This window comes from Micromonospora zhanjiangensis, assembly GCF_042650605.1.
GTDB lineage: Bacteria > Actinomycetota > Actinomycetes > Mycobacteriales > Micromonosporaceae > Micromonospora_J > Micromonospora_J zhanjiangensis.
The window spans coordinates 229,630-249,945 of record NZ_JBHSBN010000008.1 but is presented as its reverse complement, the minus strand read 5'-3'; the positions used below and the strand labels follow the sequence as shown (position 1 = coordinate 249,945).

The 20,316-nt window shown below is 73.9% G+C and carries 3 protein-coding genes; 1 reads left to right on the top strand and 2 read right to left on the bottom strand.

From position 1 onward, the window contains the following. Positions 1-51: 51 nt before the first annotated feature. A complete protein-coding gene (locus ACFOX0_RS14880; protein WP_377545831.1) occupies positions 52-372 on the top strand; it encodes a hypothetical protein in 321 nt (106 codons plus the stop codon). Here the strand turns inward: ACFOX0_RS14880 and ACFOX0_RS14875 are convergent. Further along, positions 359-544 carry a hypothetical protein gene (locus ACFOX0_RS14875; RefSeq protein ID WP_377545830.1) on the bottom strand — a complete coding sequence of 62 codons (186 nt, stop codon included), beginning with the start codon at positions 542-544 and terminating at the stop codon, positions 359-361. The genes ACFOX0_RS14880 and ACFOX0_RS14875 overlap by 14 nt on opposite strands. After that, a complete protein-coding gene (locus tag ACFOX0_RS14870; protein WP_377545828.1) occupies positions 541-20,205 on the bottom strand; it encodes a toxin glutamine deamidase domain-containing protein in 19,665 nt (6,554 codons plus the stop codon). Before ACFOX0_RS14870 ends, ACFOX0_RS14875 begins: the two co-directional genes overlap by 4 nt. Positions 20,206-20,316: the final 111 nt, after the last annotated feature.

Here is a 20,316-nt window from a genome sequence, read left to right as displayed (position 1 = left end):
GAACGCGAGGTGCCGCCTCTGAGTCGAACCAGCGCGGAAGCGCATCTCTACATGGACCTGCGGCCGTGCGAGTGCGGCGGGTCCGGGTTCGCCCGGGACAGTGCCGTGGTGGTCCTGCCCGACGGCGGTATGGCCACCCGCTACACGGGGGCCTGCGACCGGTGCGGCCGGCCACGGGAGTTCCTGTTCCGGTTGCCCGACGAGGTGGCGATGCCGCCCGCCGACGACCGGATCAGCTACGGCGGTGACGAGCCGTCCCACCTGCTCGACCCCGGCGAGTGGCTGTGGGTCGCGGACGCGTACGCGGCGAGCGCGCCGGCGGACCCGGCGACCGCCGACCCCGAGCAACGACGCCGGATCACGCCGAACTGATCCGCGGCGCCGTACGCGGCTCCAACAGCACGCGGATGGGCGGGGAGGTGGCGGGTCGCGGCCAGCGCCTCGGCGGCGTGCCGCAGGTCCGGTCCGGCACCGTCTCCGGCCTGGCCACCAGGTCCTCCCGGATCGACCGGATGACCGGGGCCACCGGGCGGGCCGGGATCATCCGGGTGACCGGGGCCGTCCGTCCGGGCCGGCCGGATCGGTGCCGTCGAGCATCCGCCGGATCTCGGCCAACTGGTCGTGGGCCCGCCGGGCCAGGTTCTCCGGGATGATGGACGCGTCGTGCGGCACCTCGCCGAAGAGCATGCGTCGCGTGCCGTGCAGGGCCAGCGCCAGCCCGGACGCCCGCGACCAGGTCAACGCGTGCTCCGGCAGTGGCCGGCCGCCCGCGTCCTGGTAACCGTCGAAGAACTGTCGTTGCAGCTCCGGCAGCAGCGGCGCGATGTCGAAGTTGTGCGCGAACGCGGACATCACCCGCTCGAAGACGCCGACGTCCAGCGCGGCGACGCCGACCGGACGCCCGTGCGCGTCCATCGAGCTGTGCATGCCCTCCAGGTCGATGACGGTCACCCGACCGGTGACCGGGTCGTGGAAGAAGTTGCCCGGATGCGGGTCGCCGTGCACCAGGGCGGCGGCGCCGGGGTCACGACGCATCGCCGCGCCGAGTTCCTCGAACCGCCGGATCAGGTGCTCGCCGTCGAATCCGTACCGGCGTTGGAAGCCCTCGTGGCCGGCCCATTCCCGGATCGCGTCGAACGCCCGCGTGACACCGGGCCGGTCGGCGAACCAGTCGGCCACCGGGCCACCCGAGTCGGCCGGCCGGTTGTGCAGCTCGGCCAGGGCCGCGCCGGTGTCCCGCATCGCCCGGCCCAGGTCCGCGACGGCGGCCGCCCGGGTCTCCGGTCCGGCGTCCCGGACCGCCGCCATGAGGTCGTCCAGCGGTCGGCCCTTGGCGACCGAGCTGACCAGTACGCCCGCGGTCGCGTCCGTCGCGCGGGCCACGCCGACCGACAGCGCCCGCGGTACGTCGAGCCGGTCGAAGGACTCGGCCGACAGGCGTTGCAGCGCGGACAGTTCCCGGGCGAACTCCTCGACCTTCGGGAAGACCTTGACCACGGCGACCCGGGCGCCGGCCTCGTCCCGGATCCAGAAGACCGGTGCGCCGGACGCGCCCTTGGCGCCGCCCGGACCGCCGATCCGGTCGATGGTCAGCCCTTCGGCCGGACGACCCAACGCCTCGGCCGCGTGCCGCAGCAGCGCCTGCCGCTGCGCCGCGCCCGGACTGTCCACCGGCCCGTCGTGGTGCAGCAGTTCGGCGAGCCCGCGAACCGTGGGATGACCGTCCAGGCCCTCGACCGTGGGCAGGCTGTCGACCAACCGGCGCAGCCCCTGGCCGTCGAGTTCCCCGGTGTCGGAGCGCACCTCGGCGGCCCGGTCCAAGGCCTCGGCCGGAGTGTGGTGGTCGGCGATCGGCTCCGCGCCGGACAGCTCGACCGCCCGGTGCACGATCTCGGGATGGTCGGCCAGGCCGGGAATCCGGTTCACCATGTCGGCGAGGGTGGTGAAACCCCGGCCGGGCTCGCCCAGCAGCAGGTCGGGGGCGGTCAACTGGGCGCCCCGCAACACCTCGTAGAGCGAGTGGTCACCGGACGGCAGCATCCAGCCCAGCAGCGCGTGCAGGAACCCGACCCGGGCGGAGTCGGGCACGTCCAGCCAGTCGAACGCGGCCAGCAGTCGGGCTGCGGTCCCGGAGATACCGGCGGTGACCGGCAGTCCCGAACCGTCGACCACCTCGCGGTGCCAGGCGTGTTCGGGATTCATCGCGTAGCGCGCCGAGCCGTCGACCCAGCCGACCGGCAACTCCGGGCCGAAGGCACCGGGCGGCAGGTCGTGCAGCCGGGGGTTGACCACCCGCTCGCCGTCGCGGACCTCCAGCCACACCTCGCGGACCACCCGCGCGCCGGAGGCGTCGGTGAGGTGGCCGCCGCGTCCGTCCGAGGCATAGTTCACGTGTACGGCGAGGACGTCGGGCCGCCGCAGCAGCGCCTGCACGTCCGGCTCGCCGTCGGCGGTGTACGGCACCCGGTCCGCCGGCACGGCCTCGGCGTGCTGTCCCACCATGGTGATCGCGTCGTGCTCGACCAGTGCGCGGTACTCCGCGTCGTGCAGCGGTGTGCCGAATTCGACCAGGCTCCGACGGTCCCGCAGGAACACCCGCTGCTCCTCGGGCGTCCGTTCCGTCCTCGCCTGCTGGCTGGCCGCGTGCTCGGCCGCGATCAGCCCACCGTGCCCGTCGGCACCGGCCAGCGTACGGGTGTCCATCAGGTCCGGTCTGTCGGTGGCGAGCAGCCGGTCCCGGACCGGGCGCAGTCGCTCGACGTCCAGACCTGCCTCGCGCAGCCGGGATTCCCAGCCCTCCTCGCCCAGCACCCTGGTCAGCGTGTGCTTGAGGTCGAGCGGGTGGTGGCTCTCCAGCACGCCGTTGTAGAAGGCGGTCATCAGCATCCGCAGATTGCCCTGCGACCGCACCTCGGTCAGCGTGGTGTGCTCGGCGCTGACCTGTCCCGCGTTGCGGAAGTCCTCGCCGAAGAGCATCGCCTCGACGTCGGCCCGGCTGTGTTCCGGGTGGTGCAGCGCGGCGAGCGCGTCAACGAGCCGGTGCAGGGCCGCGTCGGCGGCCTGCCGGGCGGCCGGGTCGGCGAAGAACTGCCGCCCCAACTCGACCTCGAACCGGCGTACCCGCTCGACGTCCCGGGCTGACGCCTCCGGCGAAGCACCGTGCTCCGTGGCAGCGGGCCGTTCGTGCCGGACGTGCAGCCCGGAGTCCCGCCCGTCCACGACCGGCCCGTCCTGCCGATCGGTGGTGGGTGCGTCGTTCCGGTCGGTGGTGGGTGCGTCGTTCCGGTCGGTGGTGGGTGCCTCCTCCCGGTGGGTCGCGTCCGGGGTCGTGCCGTCGTGGTCCTGCGGTCGGGTCCCGTCACCGTCGTGCGAGGGCGTGCCATCGTCGTGCGGGGTCGTGCCGTCGTGGCCGTGCGGCGGGGTTCCGTCGCCCCAGACGGCCGGCGGGCCGGAGCGGGTCACGTCACCGTCCCGGAACAGGGGCGGCCGCTCGTCCGGCGGCAGCGACCGGGCGATCTCCTCCAGATGCTGGATCCGGTCGTGCGCCCACCAGGTCCGGTGCAGCAGCTGGTCGGCATCCGACCGGAAGACGGCCAGGTGATCGTCCGGCGCGGTGCCGAAGTAACGCCGCAGCAGCTCCGAGCGGGACATGCTGACCGACTCCCGCTCGTGGTCCGCCGCCACACCGGCCAGTTCGCGGGCACCGGCACCGACCGCGGAGTTGCCGGTCATCACACCCGTCCCGGTCGCGGCCTCGCCCACCCGGGACGCCGGCGTGCTCGGCCGCGGATGGGCCGGTTGCGGATGGCCGGGCGCCGGATGGGGCGCCGGCTCGGGTACGAACGCCTTGAAGCCGAGGTTGACCAACCCGGAGAACACCTGGTTGCGGACATCCCGACCGAAGCTGAGCAGCCGCGGCTTGACACCGGCCAGGCCAGACGGGCTGTGCGCCACCCGCTCGATCTCGTGATTCAGCCACTCCCGTACCCCGCGGGTGATCTCCTCCGGCGACCGGGTCGGGTCCACGCGGAGCTCGTGCGTGACGTCGGAGTTCACCCGGTGCGCGGTCACCACGGCGTCACCCCGTCCGGTGCCGATCTCGAAGGTGATCACCTCCGGGCGTCTACCCGCCCCCCGGAACGAGACCTGGAACGTGTTGTCCGCGCCGTCGACCGGATGGATCCTGGCGTGCCGCGGCAGGTCGGGCAGATCCACGACGTGCCGACTCACCTCGGGCAGCAGGACGTCGTCCGGGGTGGGGATGTCGCCGTACCGGTCGCGCATCGCCGCCACCTCGTCGGCGGTACGCGGATCCGCAGCCAACTGCCGTTCCAGCTCGCGGGCCCGGCGTTCCAGATCCTGCACCGGATCGCGCTGCTCGCGCAGCCCGTCCCGCAGGTCCTGCGGGCTGACGTCGCGGACGTCCGTACCGGCCAGGGCCTGCATGAGTTCGAGGTCGTTCATCCGGAACTGGTTCAACCGGTTGATGCCGCCCTCGAACAGCATCATGCCCGCCCCGACACCCGCCAACATGCCGAGCGGTGCCGCGGTGAGCATTCCGACGCCCACGGCGGCCGCACCCCGACCGGCGGCCGGGAGCAGGTCCTGATAGAACCGCTGCCGCCACGGCAGCCGGTGTTCCCGATCGAACAACAGGTTGTCGGTGATCCGGTCCAGGGTCCGGGCGATCCGGGCCGGGTCGGCGTCCACGTTGACGTCGAAGTCGAACCGGCTCGCGTAGTGGTCCGGCCGCAGCCAGCCGAGCTGGCTGCGGGGGGAGAACCGGATCCGGTCATCCGTCGGGGTCACCGCCCCGCCCTCGCCGCCGTCCCGGAAGTGCAGCCGGAGCTCGACGCTGCGGGCCCACCCGGGCCGTTCGATCCGGTACCGGACCTCAGTCACGCTGTTGCCCGCGTCGTGCGTCTCGATACGGACGCTGCCCCCGCCGTGCTGCCGGCCGACCAACGTCCGCTGGATGGCCTCCGCGACCGCCCGGTGGCCCGGCGACACCGCCGGTTGTCCACCCGGCCGCGGGCCCGGGTGTGTTCCGTCGAGCCGGTCGGCGAACGACTGGGCCAGGTCGCGTCCGTTGTGCGCCAGGTCGACGATCTGGTTGCCGATCGTGCGCCGGACGTCGTCGTCCAGCCAGGGCCGGTCCCTGCTGTCGTGCTGCCAGCGCAGGTCGTCCAGCTCCATGGTGCGCCGACCCATCACCCGGTCGGCGATCAGTTGCACGATCGTCCGGGCAGCGCCCGACGAGGTGATCACCGTTCCCAGCCGGGCGACGAGGTTCTCCCCCGCCAGGAAGAGGGGCAGCGCCGACAGCCCTTGAGCCAGCATCGACTTCTCGAACCGAACAACCAGTGAACGGTCAAGGTTGATCATGTGCTGCCGCTCGGCGACGGCGGCGAGCGCGTCCCGTACGGCCGTGTGCAGGTCCGCCCCCGGATGCCCCAGTTCCGGCGGCACCCGCAGGGTGATCTGCCCTTCGGTGTAGCGCACCTCGATCTTCGACGGGTCGGGGGTGTGCCCGACCTCGACGTGCAGCACCGGCTTGACGCCCCGCCCGACCACCAACCGGTACCGGTCACCGGGGAGCTCCGTCAACCGCCGCAGGTGGTCGATGGGTTCGGTGCCGAGCCGCTGGATGATCCGGTCGATCCGCTGCTTCACCTCGCCGCGCAGGGCGTTGGCCTCCGACTCGGGAATCGGGTTGGTGCCCGCGGTGCGTTCCGGGTCGGGCGTGACGGTGCGGTCCATCAACGACCGGTCGCCGAGCGCACCCTCGGCGAAGTCGGCGGCGACCCGGTAGCTGTGCTCGATGTCCGACTGCAGCCGCCCGCCCTCCACGGCGGACCGGTCGGGCATCATCGCCAGCGTCCGGTCGTGGCCGCGTTCCAGCGCCTCCAGTTCGAGGCGGCGACCGGAGTGCAGGTTGGTGGCGACGTCGGCGACCGTCCGGGCGACGCCGCCGATGGCGAGCCGGGGGTTGCCGGACAGCGCCGCGACGGCGGTCGTGGTGACCGCGCCCGCCACCGACGGCGCGTTGGTCCAGACCCGGTCCCTCAACCGGGCCGGTACGTCGGGTGCGCGGTCGTGTTCCTGCCGGATGTGGTCGGTGATGACCTGGTGCAGCGCGACGCGGAACCGGCGCCCGAGGAACGGGTCGACCGGACCGTCAGGATGGTGCGCGGCGAACTGGGCGCGGTCGACCACCAGGACGAAGTGCTGCTGCAGCCCCCCGGCCTCGAACCGGGCGACCCCGCCGGGCACGTCCCCGGACCGCAACTCGTACGTGAACGAGGCTCGCCCCTCGCCGACCCAGTTGTTCGGTTCGACCCGGAAGTGCTGCTGGTCGCGCACCCGCACCGGAGTGATCCGGGCGCCGTCGTGATGCCGGTCGACCAGCAGTTTGCGGGTGCCGGCGACCACGGGGTCCGAATCCCGACGCCAGTCCCGCAGGTCGTCGAGCAGCCCGGCCGCCGTGTCGGACAGATGCCGGCGCGCCATGACGTTCCGCACGTCCGCCCCCGGCATGCCTTCCCGCAGGCCGTGCCGCTCGATGAACCGGCCGAGTTCCGCCTCGACCGCGGCCCGCTCCGGACCGGTCAGGTGCTCGTGCAGCCGGGCCAGCGCGTCGAACTCGGCGAGCCGGACCAGATCGCCGTGGCTGGGCCGGCGGGCGGACCGCCCCGGCGTCGGGTCGTTCACCAGCGCGTCGTGGCCGTTCAGCCGGCCACCGTGCAGGCCGACGAACCGGCCGAGGCGACCGCCACGACCGGCCGCCACCTCGCCGCCGGTGTGCCCGATCGCGCGGGTCACCAACCGGTCCAGTTCGGCCCGGCTCAACCCGTCGGCGTGGTCGGCGGAGAACTCGACGCGGTGCACCCCGCCCTCACCCAGCCGTACGGTGAACGGCGCGCCGTCGGCGGCGCCGAGCGCCAACTCGATCCGGTACGGCCGGCCCCGGCTCGGCTGGACGTCGAGGGTGTGCGCGTCCACGACCGACACCCGGTCGATGCCGTGCCGGGGGCCACCCGGTTCGAAGACGTGCGCGATCCGCTGCGCGGCGTGGTGCAGCCGCTCGCCCAGCCGGGCGTCCATGGCACTCGACGCCGGCGGCAGCCGGTCCGCCACGCCCCGCAGGTCCAGCCCGTCGAGCCGGGCGCGTTCGGTGGTGACGGAGACGTGGTGGTTGCCGTCGACGTCGACCCGCACCCGGTGCATCTCGACGGTGAGGTCGCCCCGGCGCAGCGCCCGGTGCAACTCGTCGAGCAGTTCCGGATGCCGTTGCAGGTGCTCGTGCAGCCGTGAGCTGGTCTGCAGCACGTCCCGGACGTACTCCGGGGTGCCCCGCTCGGTGAGCGTGCCGTCCTGCAACCGGTGTGTGCTGCCGGTGAGGTCACCGGTCTCCAGCACCACCAGCCGGTGGTTGTTCCGGTCGAACCCGGCGACGGCGAACTCGCCGCCGGCGCGGCCGCCCTCACCGGGGCGGCCGGTCAGCACGTCGTCCGGGTGGATGTCGAACCGGTCCGCCAGCACGTGCCGGGCCGCGGCCCGAGGAACCTCGCCGGCCGCCTTCCTGACGTCGCCGACGAGGTCGGCGTGCCGCAACGCCGCGTCCTGCAGACTCCGTACGGCGCGCTGGTGCGCCGGGTCGGCGCTTGCCGCCTCGAGCCGCTGGATGGTCCCGCTCAGTCGCCTGCTCGACAACTCGCTGAGGTTCCGCACGCCGAGTTCGTCCATCATCGGCCGCAGCGTCCCGTCCCGGTGCTGCTGCAGCGCCTGCCGCGCCGCGTCCAGGTCCCGCTGGGCCTGGACCACCTCGTCCGGCTGCCGGTGCGACTGATGGGTCTCGGGTGGGTCGACGACGGCGTGGTGGTCGACGGTGCGCGACGGGTCCGTCGACGGGTCGTTCACCCGCTCACCGGTCACGCTGTCGCGCAACTGGAAGGTGCGTTCGGTCCGGTACGTGCCCGGCCGGTCGCCGTACCGGTGGTAGTCCCGGTGGTCGGTGCCGTCCCGGTAGCTGCCCTCCCGGTCCCCGGGCCGGTGGAGGTGGCCGTCGGGGTCCCGGTGGCTCCGCCAGCCGTCCCCGACGGCGTGGTTGCGACCGTCGCTGCCCACATGGGTCAGCGGACCGGCCCGGGTGCCGCCACCGGCCGACGGCTGGGCGGTCGTCGCCGGGTTGACCGTGCCCTGGTTCGCCGGGCCGGCATCGATCTCCCGTCCGTCCGGTCCGAAGGTGCGCCACCGGCCGTCCGCCGGTTCGGTGGGCACCCGCCCGTCGCGGGCGTCCGGGCTGGACACGATCTCGGTGCCGTCCAGGTACGTCCACACCTTGTCGGTGGCGCCGGTAACCTCACGGCCCAACTGCCGGGCCAGCGCGGCGGCCACCGGATGGTGTCCCGCCCCGGAATGGCAGGAGACCAGCTTGATCCGGCCGGTGCCGAGGTCGATGCGACCGGTCCGGTGCAGCTCGGCCAGGCCACGGGCGAGGTCGGCGCCGCTCATCCGGTGCCCGCCGACCACCACCTGACCGTTCTCCAGGCCGTGCAGTGCGATCTTGACTACGCCGGGTTCGGCGCGCAGCGCCTCGGCGTAGCGGCGCATCTCCGGGTCGCCGGTGAGTTCCAGGCCGGAACGGGTGTCCCGGACGAAGTCCCGCAGCGCCTGGAGCGCCTCCTCGCCCCGCACCAGCGGCAACTGGTGGTGGTCGGGTCGGTTGTCCCAGCGGCCCGGTCCGTCGTCCGACGCCTGCCGGTCGTCCGGGCGTCCGGCCTCCGGGGCGTCGTCACGATGGGTGGGAGCGGTGTCCCGGTGCGAACTGCCGCCGGGGTGCTGCCCGGGCGTGGCGTGGTCGCCTGGCACGACCCCGGCCAGGGCTTCCGCGATCGAGGTGCGGTGCGGCAGTCGTACGTCGTCGAGGCCCTCCGGCACCCGCACCGCCGCGCGGGCGGCCTGTTCCCGGGCGAGCAGGTCGCGCTGGTGCTCGGCGCTGACGTCGACGCCACGCGCCGCCAACCGGTCCAGGGCGGCCTGGTGTGCCGCCCGACTCTCCGGGGTGTCGATCCGGACCTGGAAGTGCTGACCGGTGCCGGGGTCACGCCAGTGGGTGACCACGCCGCCAGAGCGGCCGTCGGTCCACAGGTTCTCCGACCGGATCGGCTCGTAGCCCCGCGCGATCAGGTCGTCGACGGTACGCCGGAGGCCGTCGGCGTACCGGTCGTGCGGCAGTTCGACGGTGTGCCGCAGCGGGCCGGACGGCGCGGCGGCGTGCCGCTCCGGTGCGTGGGCCGGACTCGCCTCGACCAGTTCGCCGCTCAGGATGCGTTCGATGCGGCTGCGCCCGTCGGCGGGTCGGGTCTCGTCGACGCGGGTCCCGCCGCCCTCGCCGGCCGCCTCGGCGACCGCGGCGGCGATGGTGGCCCGGTGGTCGGGCGGATCGGTCAGGCCGCGCACACCAGGTGCCGGTCCATCGTCGGGTAGCCGAAGATGTACTCCATCTCCTGGCCGTTCTCCCGGACTTTCCGGAAGTCGATGAGCTTGGCCACCGCCGGTGCCTCGCGCCTCCCGCCCGCCGTCGGTCCCGTCGTGCGCCGGGGTGACGTGCTGGGGCGTCTTGACGCCCTCCCACAGCGAACCGAGCATGGCCCGCTTGCCGATCCAGGAGGATTCCGGGCCCCGCTGCCCGGTCCAGCCCGCCCGGCTGATCTCGGCCGGGGTCGGGTAGCCGTCGCTGCCGAAGCTGTGCCGGGCCGCCCGGTCGAGGATGTCCTGCGCGCCGTCCCGCTGCCGGGCCAGTTGGTCACGCAGGTCCGCCGGATCGTCGACGCCGTGCCGCTCCCGGAGTCCCTGGATGTCGACGCTCGGGTCACCGGCCTGCCAGCGGTGCACCAGCGCGATGTCGTCGTCCAGTCGGTCGAGTTCGTTCCGCAGGCGATCGAGCACCTGCTCGGCGCGGTGCGACTGACCGGGCGCCCAGTCGAACCCGGCCCGGGCCCAGGCGTAACCGCCGACGGTGGAGGCCGCCCGCACCTCGATCCGCGCCACCCCGGAATCGGCGAACCAGCCCTCCAGGTCGCGGGTGAAGGCGCCGATGAAGCCGTGCCCCTGCAGCCGGTCGGACATGTGGAAGGTGACGTACCGGGCAACGACCTCGCCGTCCACGGTGCGGCGCAGCTCGATGACCACATTGCCGACCAGGCCGTGTTCCGGATGGACCACGTCAGGACGCATCACGACGGCGTCACGGTAGACGGTGACCTGCCGGTCGTCGAGCAAATCGATCCGGCTGCGCATGCCGCCGTGCTCGAAACCGCCGACCCGGTCGGCCAACGCCGTCCGGATCGCGCCGTCCCAGGCGCTGGCCTCGGCATCCGTACGTGGGATCAGGTCGGTCGCCGACGGCGGGTGGTCGGCTCCGGACCACGGCGCCGAGTCCGTCGGCGCCTGCCCGTCGGCGCGCGAAAGGTCGGTGTGGCCATCCGGGTGCAGACTCGGCTCGGCGTGCCGCGGTGCCGGCGTCCCGTTCGCCGCGTCGTGGTGCATCGGCGGCGGGTTCAGGTGGATCGGCGGCGCCTGGTGCGCCCGCGGCCCCGGATCCACCGGTACGTCCCGTGGCGCGGGCCGCGGCGGCGGTGCGTGATGCTCGGGGCGTGGCACCTCGTGCGGCGGCGCCTGGTGCGGAGCCGGGTGCCCCTGATGCGGCGGAGCCGGCGCCTGGTGCGGAGCCGGCGGCACCTGATGCACCGGCGGAGCCTGATGGGCCCACGGGCCCTGATGCACCGACGGCTGACCGTGGTACGTCGGGGTCTGGCGCACCGGACCGCTGTTGACGACGGCGGCCCACGGCGGAGCACCGTGCGTCGGCGTGCCGGCACCGGCGAACGGGTGCGCGGATCGGCCCAGCCCGGCGAGCTCGTGGTCGACGCCGGCGAGATCGCGGACCAGCGCGGCCCGGTGCTCCGGCGTGGTCGCCATGCTGATCTGCCGGAGCAGGACGTTCCGGTCGTTCATCAGGGCCCGCTGGTGCGGGTCGACCTGGTGCGTCGGCGCGTCCTGGTGGCCGAACAGTGCGGCCAGCCTGTGCATCGCCCGGCGGATCAGCCCCTGCGATTCGGGCCGGTGCGCCTCGGCGCGCTGCTGGTGCACCGTCTCGGTGATCTCACGCACCCAGGCCCGGGTCAGGTGCTCGCCGGCCACCCGGTGGTTGACCACGCTGACGTGCGGATCCTGGGGCGTACCGGCGCGCATCGTCGTCTCCGCGACGTTGTGCATGCCGTGACCCACCTCGGGCCGGAACCAGGTCGTACGGCCGTCGGCGGTGTCCACCCGGACCAGGCCGCCTTCGGGGCGTACGCCGACGATGCCGTCGTTGCCGAAGTCGGTCCGGGCCACCTGGCCGGCCGACCAGAGCAACTCCGGCCGGCTGACGTCGCCGACGTGCGGCGGACGGCCGTCGGGCAGGAACCCCATGCCGTGCTGAGGGCTCGCCGGGTGGGTGGGGCCGGGGACGCCGGTGGGCGAACCCGGGTGGGCCCCGGGGTGGGTGGGCGCCTCGGCGGGTCCCGTCTGATGCGGCACGCCGGGCGCGCCGCCGGGTGGTTCCGGCGTGCCGGGGGCGCCACCGGAGTGTTCCGGCGCGCCGGGGGCGGCCGGGTCCGCGGTCCTGGCGCCCTCTCCCGGCGGCCCGAGCCGCTCGCCAACGATCTTGACGTGGTGGGGCAGTTCGACGCCTGTCACAGGGTGCCTGGCGCGCGTCCCTTCCAGCGCGGCCGCCACCTGCGCGTCCACCCCGCGGGTGAAGTGCCACTCCAGCTGCGGCGGGTGGCCGTCCACGTGGAACTCTCCGCCGAGCGCGGCGATGATCAGCTGCCTTCTGAGCTGGTCCGACAGCTTTTCGAACGTCCTGCTGCCCATGCCGAACTGGTTGTAGTTCTTGGCGTCCAGCCATTTACGACCGCCATCGGCGACAACGTCGACGTCACTCTCGTACAACTTGCCGTCCGGACCGGTCAGAGAGACCTTCCGGCCCACCTCCTGAACATCGGCCGTCCGCTCGGCGAGTTCCACCTCACCCTCGACGCCCTGCACCGTGTTGCCGTGGTCCCGAGCGAGTTGGACCGACGGTCTGCCCTGCCCGAGTCGCTCCTTCTGGAGCGGCCGCACCTCATCGTTGAGGTCCTGCCGCCAGCTATCGATCCCCCGGACCTCGGGATGACGTTCGGCGTACGCGTCGATCCAGGCGCGTACGTCGCTGATGGCGTTGAGCTGTGCGTCGATCTCACGGATCACGTCCGGGGGCGGTGGCGTCTCCTCCTGGCGGGCTGCGTGTTTCGCCTGTGCCTGCTCGTGCCGGTCGGCGAGCGCCTCCTCCAGCGTGCTGCCCTGGGCATGGGCCTTCTTCTCCATACCGTCGAGCGCGGCGGCCAGGTGCTGCTCATTGCCGATCTGGGAGTGCATCCGCGCGAACTGCTCCCGCGCGTGGGGGTCGTGCAGGGCGTCGTACCGGCTACGCAGGTGATCCGGCAGGTCGTCCGGCCGGAACTCGCCCGTACGGGGCGTTTCCGGGCTGCCGGGATCGACGTTCTGCCAGCCGCGCAGGTTCTGATGCGCCTCCGCCGCGGCGGCGTGGTGCTGTTGCTCGGCGGTCCGGTCGGTCGCGGCGGCGTGGCGTTCGGCCGTCGCGGCCGCGTCGGCGGCCTGCGCCACCTGGCCGTCGTACGCCGCGTCCGCCCGTGCCTGGTCCCGGGCCGCGGCGTGCTGGGTCGCCTCGTCCCGGTGCTGCCCGGCCGCCCGCTCGTGCGCCTCGGCCCGGCGCAGGTGCTCCTCCGCCTGCTGCCGGTCGGCGGGGTGTTCGCGGGCGGCGAGTTCGCCGGCCGCGCGGCGCAGCTCGACCGCTTCCGCGTCGAGTGCGCGGGCCCGCTCCTCGGCCTCGGCCCGGCGCTGCTCGTGCTCGTGCGCCGCCCGGTCGTGGGCCGCCGACTGTTGCCGGTGCCGCTCGGCCCGCTGGGTGTGGTCGCGCGCCAGCCGCTCGTGGTGGTCGGCCGACAGGCCGCGCTGGTGCGCCGCCCGGTAGTGGTCGCCCGCGTGCTGCGCGACGTCGGCGAGGCGCTGGTGGTGTTGGGCCCGCTGCTGCGCGAGCGGCCGGACCGGGTCGTTCGGGGCCCGGTGCGCCGCGTCCTGCGCGTGCTGGGCTGTCTCGGCCCGGTGCTGGGCGGCCCGCTGGTGATGGGCGGTCGCCGCCTGGTCCGTCTGCTGCGCCAGGCGCGCCTCCGCCTGTGCCGCCCGCTGCTCGTGCAGCCCGGCGGTGTGCTCGGCCCACTCGGCGACGCGGGCGGCGTCGCGCCACTGGTTCTCGGCGTTGCTGGCCCGTTCGCCCGCCCGCTGCTGGTCGAACTCGGCCTGCCGGCGCAGGCCCTCCTGCTGGTGCGCCGCGTCGCGCAGCCGCTGTGCCTCGTGGCGGGCCTGCTCCGCGCCGGCACGGTGCTGCTCGGCGAGCTGGTGTGCCTGCTGCCGCTCCGGCGGCGTACCCGTGTGTTCGCGCTCGGCGTGGTGCCGCGCGGCCGCCTCGTGCTGGGCGGCGACCTGGTCGCGCTGGTGGGCGGCGCTCCAGGCCGCGTCCCGCTGATTTTCGTGTACGCCGGCCCGCTGACCGGCGTCCTGCGCCTGTTGCCGCGCCGTGGCCAGGTCGGCGGCGTGTTGCTGCTCCGCCTGCCGGGCCTGGTTGGCCTGGTCGGTGTGGTGCCGGGCCGCGTTCCGTTCGGTGTCCAGTGCGGAGCGGGTGGCGTTCGTCGCCTCGGTCGCCTGGATGTGCGGCGGCTGCCGGTGCAGGTACTCGGGCGGCAGGGGCTCCGTGTTCCAGGTGCCGGGTGGCCGGTCCGCGAACGGCATCGGGTGGCCGTTCCGGTCGACCACCAGCGCGTCCATCGTGGTGATGACGCCCTGGTCATGGACGGGATGGCCGACGTCCTGGCCGCTGTGCGGGTCAACGTAACGCAGGTTGCCGAGGTGGTCGGGAACGGCGACCACGACACGGCCGCCCTGCGGGTCGATGAAGTGGACGACACCGTCGTGGTTGACCGCCGCCCACGCGTGCGACCCACCGCCCCGCCAGGCCGTGATGATCGAGGCGAACGAGCCGTGCCCGCCGGCGAGCAGTTGCCGGTGCAGCTGCTGGAAGGCGTCACCCACCTTCGGCGCCGCCTGCGCCGGATGCTGGTTGGAGACGTCCGCCAGCAGCGACTGGTAGCGGCCGCCGGTGAGGCGCTCCATCCGCCCGGGGCCACCGGCCTCGCCGCCGAGCGGCATACGCGGGTTGCTGGCGTGGTAGCCGTCGAAGGTGCGCGGCGCGGCGACCGTGGGACGCCCGTGCACGTAGGTGTCGTAGAGCGCGGCGACCGTGTCCAGGCAGTTCTGGGTACGCGTCGGGTCGCCGTCGATGCCGAACGCGTTCAGCAACCGCAGCCACGGGCCCTTCGGATCCGGCGTACGCGGGTAGCCACCGTGCCCGTCGGCGAGCGCCCGCTCCAACCGGGCCTGGTCCACGTGCAGCGGATGGCGGAGCCCGCCGACCTGCCCGTACGGGCGGTTGGCCCAGACGGGCGGCGGTACGTCGCGTCCGGTCAACGCGGAGACGCGGGGGCCCTCGCGAACCACCCCGCCGCCCTCGGATACGCCCACCCGGTCGAAGCCCCGCTCGGCGTCGACGTTCGCCCACCGCCAGGCCGCGTCCTGATTGCCGCGCGCCTCCGCCGTGATCCGGTCGGCGCGGGCGTTCGCCTCCTGGAGCCGGGTGCGCGCGTCGGCCGCCCGCTGCTCGCTCGCCTGTGCCCGTTGCTCGGCGCGCTGCGCCTCGTCGGCCCGCTGCTTCGCGTAGGCGTCGACCTGGTCCGCGTGCCGCCGGGTCGACTCCTCCCACGGGCCCATGTGTTCCGCCCGCGCCCGCTCGAGCTGCGCGTCGGCCCGCGCCTTCGCCGCCTCGGCCCGGGCGGTGGCCGCCCGGGCGTGCTCGGCTGCGGCGTCGGCCCGCGCCCGTTGCTCGTCGAGGGACGCCTGATGTGCCTCGTGCCGCGCCTGCCGCACCTCGGGGCGTCCCTCGACGTCCCGCACGAACTGCCGCTGCGCCTCGCGCACCTGCGCCTCGTGGCGGGTGCGCTCGTGCTGCTCCGCCAGGTCGCGCTGGGCGTCGGCCCGCCCGCCGTCGAAGAGGTTGCTCAGCCGGTCCCGGATGCGGTCGAAGAGCTTGGCCCGGGTCCCTTCGCCGGGTGGGTCGTGGCGCGCGCCGGGCTCGGGCCCGTGACCGGGGTGGCCGGGATCCGGCCGGTGCGGGGACCCAGGCTCGGGCGCCCCGGCCGGCACCAGGTCCCGCTCGCGGGCACCGTCGTGGTCCCGGACACCGTCGTGGTCCCGGGCACCGTCGTGGTCCCGGGCACCGTCGTGGTCCCGGGCACCGTCGTGGTGGCCGCTGTCGTCGCGGTCCCGTTCCGGCGCGCCGTCCCGGGCAGCGGCGTCATGGGTAGTGGCGCCGTCATGGTCGCGGGTGGGGGCGTTGTCGCGGACCGGCGCGGGACCGTTCTCGCTGTCGGTCCGGTGTGCCGGTTCGTCGCGGTTGAACAGCGGACGCTCGGCTTCGGGGTCGTCGCGATGCCCGGTCGGCTCGTCCGGTGTCGGCGGCGGGTGTTCCGGGGTGTTCGGCGACCGGTGCTCGGGCAGGTCCGGGAAGACCTGCGCGGTGTGCTGTCGGCGGATCTCGCCGAGGTCGATGCCGTGCGTCTCGGCCAGGTGCCGGGTGATCGGGCCGATGACCCCGCCGCGCAGCCGTTGGGTCGGGTCCGGGTGGGTGCCCTCCTGGATCGCCGACCGGGCCTGTTCCGTGACGGACGTGGGGTTGAGTTCAGGATGCTCGGAGGCGATGTCGTGCGGAGCGAACTGTGGTGGGATGCCGTACGCGGTCACCACTCGGTTTCGCAGTTGGGCCGGGCTCATGTCGGCCAGTTCGCGATACCGGTCGGTGCCCGGGATTCGCGGGTCACCGGCGAGGTCCGGCGAGCGGCCGCCGGTGAGACCGCGCAGGAACTGCTGTTGCGCGGCGAAGCCCTGGAACTCCCGCTCGAACCTGATCCGGAACGCGACCTCGCTCTGGTGCTCCGGCGGCACATCGGTCCTGATCTCGTCCCGCAGCAGCGACCAGCTCGGCTGCAACGCGTGCACGCTCTCGTGCACCACGGTCGCCGCGACGGCCGAGATCGGCCGGGGGTACGACCCCTCTGCTCCAGTCAGCGGGTGACGGGCGACGCCTTCGGCATTGATAAAGGTGAGATCTGCCTCCGCGTCATGGAACGCGGCTGGTCGTCTTTCGATCTGCTCCCGGAGACGATTGAATTCCTCCGGTGAGAGCCGGGCCCTGGCGTGTTCCAGGTCCAGCGGAATGGTCCGGTCGAGCGTCTTCATCGCGTGGGCCTCGAACTCGGGGCCCATCACGTCACCGATCTTGGCGATGGCCATCGCCCGGTCGAGCGCGTGGAATTGGTGCGTCTCCGGGTCGATGCCCATGATCCGGTTGGCCAGTTCGACCGAGTTGAGCGGATCGACGCCGTGCAGGTCGCGCCAGCCGGGGTCGGTGACCCGACCTCGTTCGTCGAAGTTCTGCCAGTCGCGGTGCCGGTCCGCGTAACCGTTGATCTCGCGGCTCAGGTCGCGTACCCGTTGGACCACGTCGCGCAGGTCACCGCCGTGCCGGGCCCGGTCCGCCGAGTGTTGCAACCGGTCGGCCAGGTCGGCGATGTGGTCGAGTTCGCGCAGCCGGGCCGCGATCGCGTCCGCGGGATAGCGCTCCGACAGCCGCGCCTTGGCCTGGTCGACCAGCTCGTGCACCTGCCGCGGCAGATCCGCACCGGTCCGCCCCTGCACCGACGGGTACGCCGGGCCGAGGTTGTCGGCCGGCACGAGTTCCGGCTCGACGTCCGGCGTCCGGGTGTGCTCCGGCCCGGCGTTGCCCGGTGCCCGCTCGTGTTCCGCGGTCGACGCCAGGTCACGGTCCCGCTCGGGCGCGCCGTCACGGTCCCGCTCCGGTGCCCCGTCGTGATCCCGCTCCGGCGTCCCGTCGTGCCGGCGTGCGCCGTCGTCGTGCCGGGTGCCGTCGTGCCCGGGTTCCGGACCGGCATCGCGGTCCCGGACAGGCGTGCGGTCCTGGGTGGGCGTGCGGTCCTGGTCGCGGGCACCTTCCCGGTCCCGGGTGGGAGAGCCGTCCCGGTCCCGGCTGGGCGCGTCGTCGCGATCCCGCGCCGCCACGTCCTCCCGGTCCCGTCGCGGGGATCCCTCGCCGTCCCGCGTGGTCCCGCCGTCCCGGTCCGGAGCACCGTCCCGGTCCGCCGGCCGCGCGCCGTCCCGATCCGCCGGCCGCGCACCGTCGTCGGATCGGGCCGGTCGGCCGTCCGGTTCGGCGCCCGTCCGGTCCGGGTTCCGGGGCTCGGCGACGGCACCGTCCCGGCCGCGCGCCGGAACGCCGTCGTCCGTACCCACCCGATGGTCCGGCGCGGTGCCGTCCGGCTCCCGGACGCCGGGCTCGGCCGGCATCCGCTCGCCATCCGGTACGGGTGTCGCGTCGTCCGGACGCGTCGATCCGTCCGCCCCGGCGTGCTCCGGGTCCGTGGTCGTCGTGCCGTCGTCCGACGGTTCCGGGTCGGCGTGCCGGCCGTTCTCCGGGCGGGTGGGGTGCGCCGACGAGCCGCGCAGCTGGTCCAGCTTGTTGCCGATTGCCGCCGCGTCCAGCGGGCGCCGGCCGCCCGCGCCGTCCGGCTGGCTGAAGTGCTGTTCGAGGTAGTTGCGCAGGTGCCGCCCATAATGATTGAGCGATTCGGGACGCGCGTTCAGCGCCTGCTGGACCATCTCCGGAGTCAGGTGCGGCGGCTGCCGGCCGTCGAGTCCCCCCTCGGGCGAGGCGCCGAACCGGTCGGCCAGCGCCGTCTCGTAGCTGACCTCGAACCGCTTCTTGAACTGGTACCACTTGGGCTTGTCCCGGTCACCGGCGGCGGAGGTGTCGCCGTCCCGGGTCGGCGCCTGCCGGTCGCCCTGCTGGCCGTTGCGGTCACCCTGGTTCGGCGGGTCCCCGCCGTCGCCCTGGTGGTGTGCCGGGGGCGCGTCGGATCCGCCGTCCCGGGAACCGTCCCCGTCGGCGCGGGCCTGACCGCCATCGTGGGTGGCGGCGGATCCGCCGTCCGCGGTATGCCCACCGTCCGTGGCCGAGTGGGACGGCGGTCCCCCATTGTCGCCGCGCGACGCCGCGGCGGGGGTCTCGCTGCGGAGCGGGTCCGCCCGGTGCTCACCGCCGGACTGGTGCGTCGCACCGTCCGGCTGGTGTCCGGTGGCGGTCGTGCCCGCGTCCGGCGTCGCGTGCTGCGTGCCGGAGCTCGCCGTCTCCGGTGGCGGCCCCGGCGGCGGATCGGCGTGTGCCGTGGTCGACGACGAGTCTGCCCGGTGCGGGTCCGCCACCGTCGTGTCGCTCCGGGTCGAGCCGGTGTCGCCGCGGCTGGGCTCCGCCGCGGACGGGGTGCCGTCGTGCGGCGCGGAGGGCGTGCCGGCGTCCGGGTGAACGGGAGTCGCCGGCGCGGGCGTCCCCTCGTGCCGCGCGTTGGACGACGAACCGGAGTCCCGCGACCCGGACGAGGCGTTGTCGTGCGAGCCGGCGGAGGCGGAGTTGCCGTCGTGCGTGCTGGTCGAGCGGGTGCCGGAGTCGCGCTGACCGCTCGACGACGAGTCCCGCGACCCGGACGACGAACCGGAGTCGCGCTGACCGCTCGACGACGAACCCGAGTCACGCTGACCGCTCGACGACGAACCCGAGTCCCGCGACCCGGAGGAGCCGGCGGACGAGTCCCGGGAACTGCCGGACGTGCCGGTCGAACCGTCCCGGCCACCGGTCGAGGTGGAGCCGCTGGTCGAGGTGGATCCGTCGGCCAGGCTGGGCGTCGTGGCGGTGGCCTGCCCTCCGCCGGTGTCGGCGGTCGATGTGGACGTGTTGGTCCCGTCGCCGGTGCCGGTGGTATGCGCGTTCGCGCCGTCGGTCGCCGGCGAGGGCGCGTTGTGGGTGCCGCCGAGGTCGGCGGTGCCCGGGTGGGACGTGCGCGCCCCGTCGGCGCCGAACAGGTTCGAGACGCCCCGCCCGAGGTGACCGCCGCCGAGGTTGTGCCCGCCCCGGAAGTCGGTGACGATGCCCTGCACCAGGATCGCCGGGGTCACCCCCTGCATGGCGTTCTTCAGGTTCATCCCGCTGTACCAGACGCTGTTCTTGGCGGCGTCCTTGCCCAGCATCGCCTCGAGCAGCTGGTCCCGGCCCATCTGGGAGAAGTTCTCCAGGGTTTGACCGAGACCGTAGGCGATCGCCTCGGTGAAGCGGTTCTGGATGCCGAGGGTCAGCGGGCCACCAATCGCGCCGGCCAGGAACGAGTCCACCAGCTCCACGCCGAACCTGCCCCAGAAGTTCTTCTCGGCGAACGGGTCGTGCCCCTCGAACTGCTGGATGCCGGTGATGATGGCCTTGGAACCGCCGACGAAGGCGGCGTACGTCAGGCCGCTCCTGAGCGCCGTGACGGCGAGCTTCCGGACGCCGGCCTGGATGGTCTGCCGGGTGGCGGCCTTCAGCGTGTGCCGGAAGCCGAACTTGAACACCTGCTCCCACATCTTGGCGAGCAGCTTCTTCATCAGCCCCCAGATGGCGGCCCGGGCGGTGGCGAACTCGCCGGCGCCGACGGCGAGGCCGACGCCGGTCCAGGCGGTGAGGATGAGCTGGACGAGGGCGATCGCCATCATGACGATGTTGATGATGGCCATCCACTTGGCCGACTCGATCTCGAGCGCCTTGCTCTGCACCCCCTCGTGCATGACGCTGAGGCCCTCGGCCATGCCGGAGATCTCGTCGATGTACTCCTGGAAGCGGGCCCGGGCCGCGTCGGCCGCGCCGTCGCCCTGCCATGCCTCGAGGTCGTTGAGGTAGCCGAAGATGTCCTGGAGGTGGTCGTTGTAGAGCTGTGCGGCCTCGGCGTAGTGGTCCGCGAGGTCGTAGAGGCGGTCGTAGTCGGCCTCCGGCCACTCGATGACCATCTCCCGGAACCACCCACCGGCGGCCGGGATCCACTCGGTCATCTTGTCGAAGAACTCGCCCAGCTCGTTGAGGGCGCTGTCGGCCGCGTTCCCGCCGGGCATCCCGCCCCCTCCCCCAGATCGGCCCGCTCAGTGCTGGCCCCGTAACTCGCAACTCCGCCGTCGGTCCGCTCGACGTGGTGACCGGCTACCCATCCGGTCGACCCCACGCCG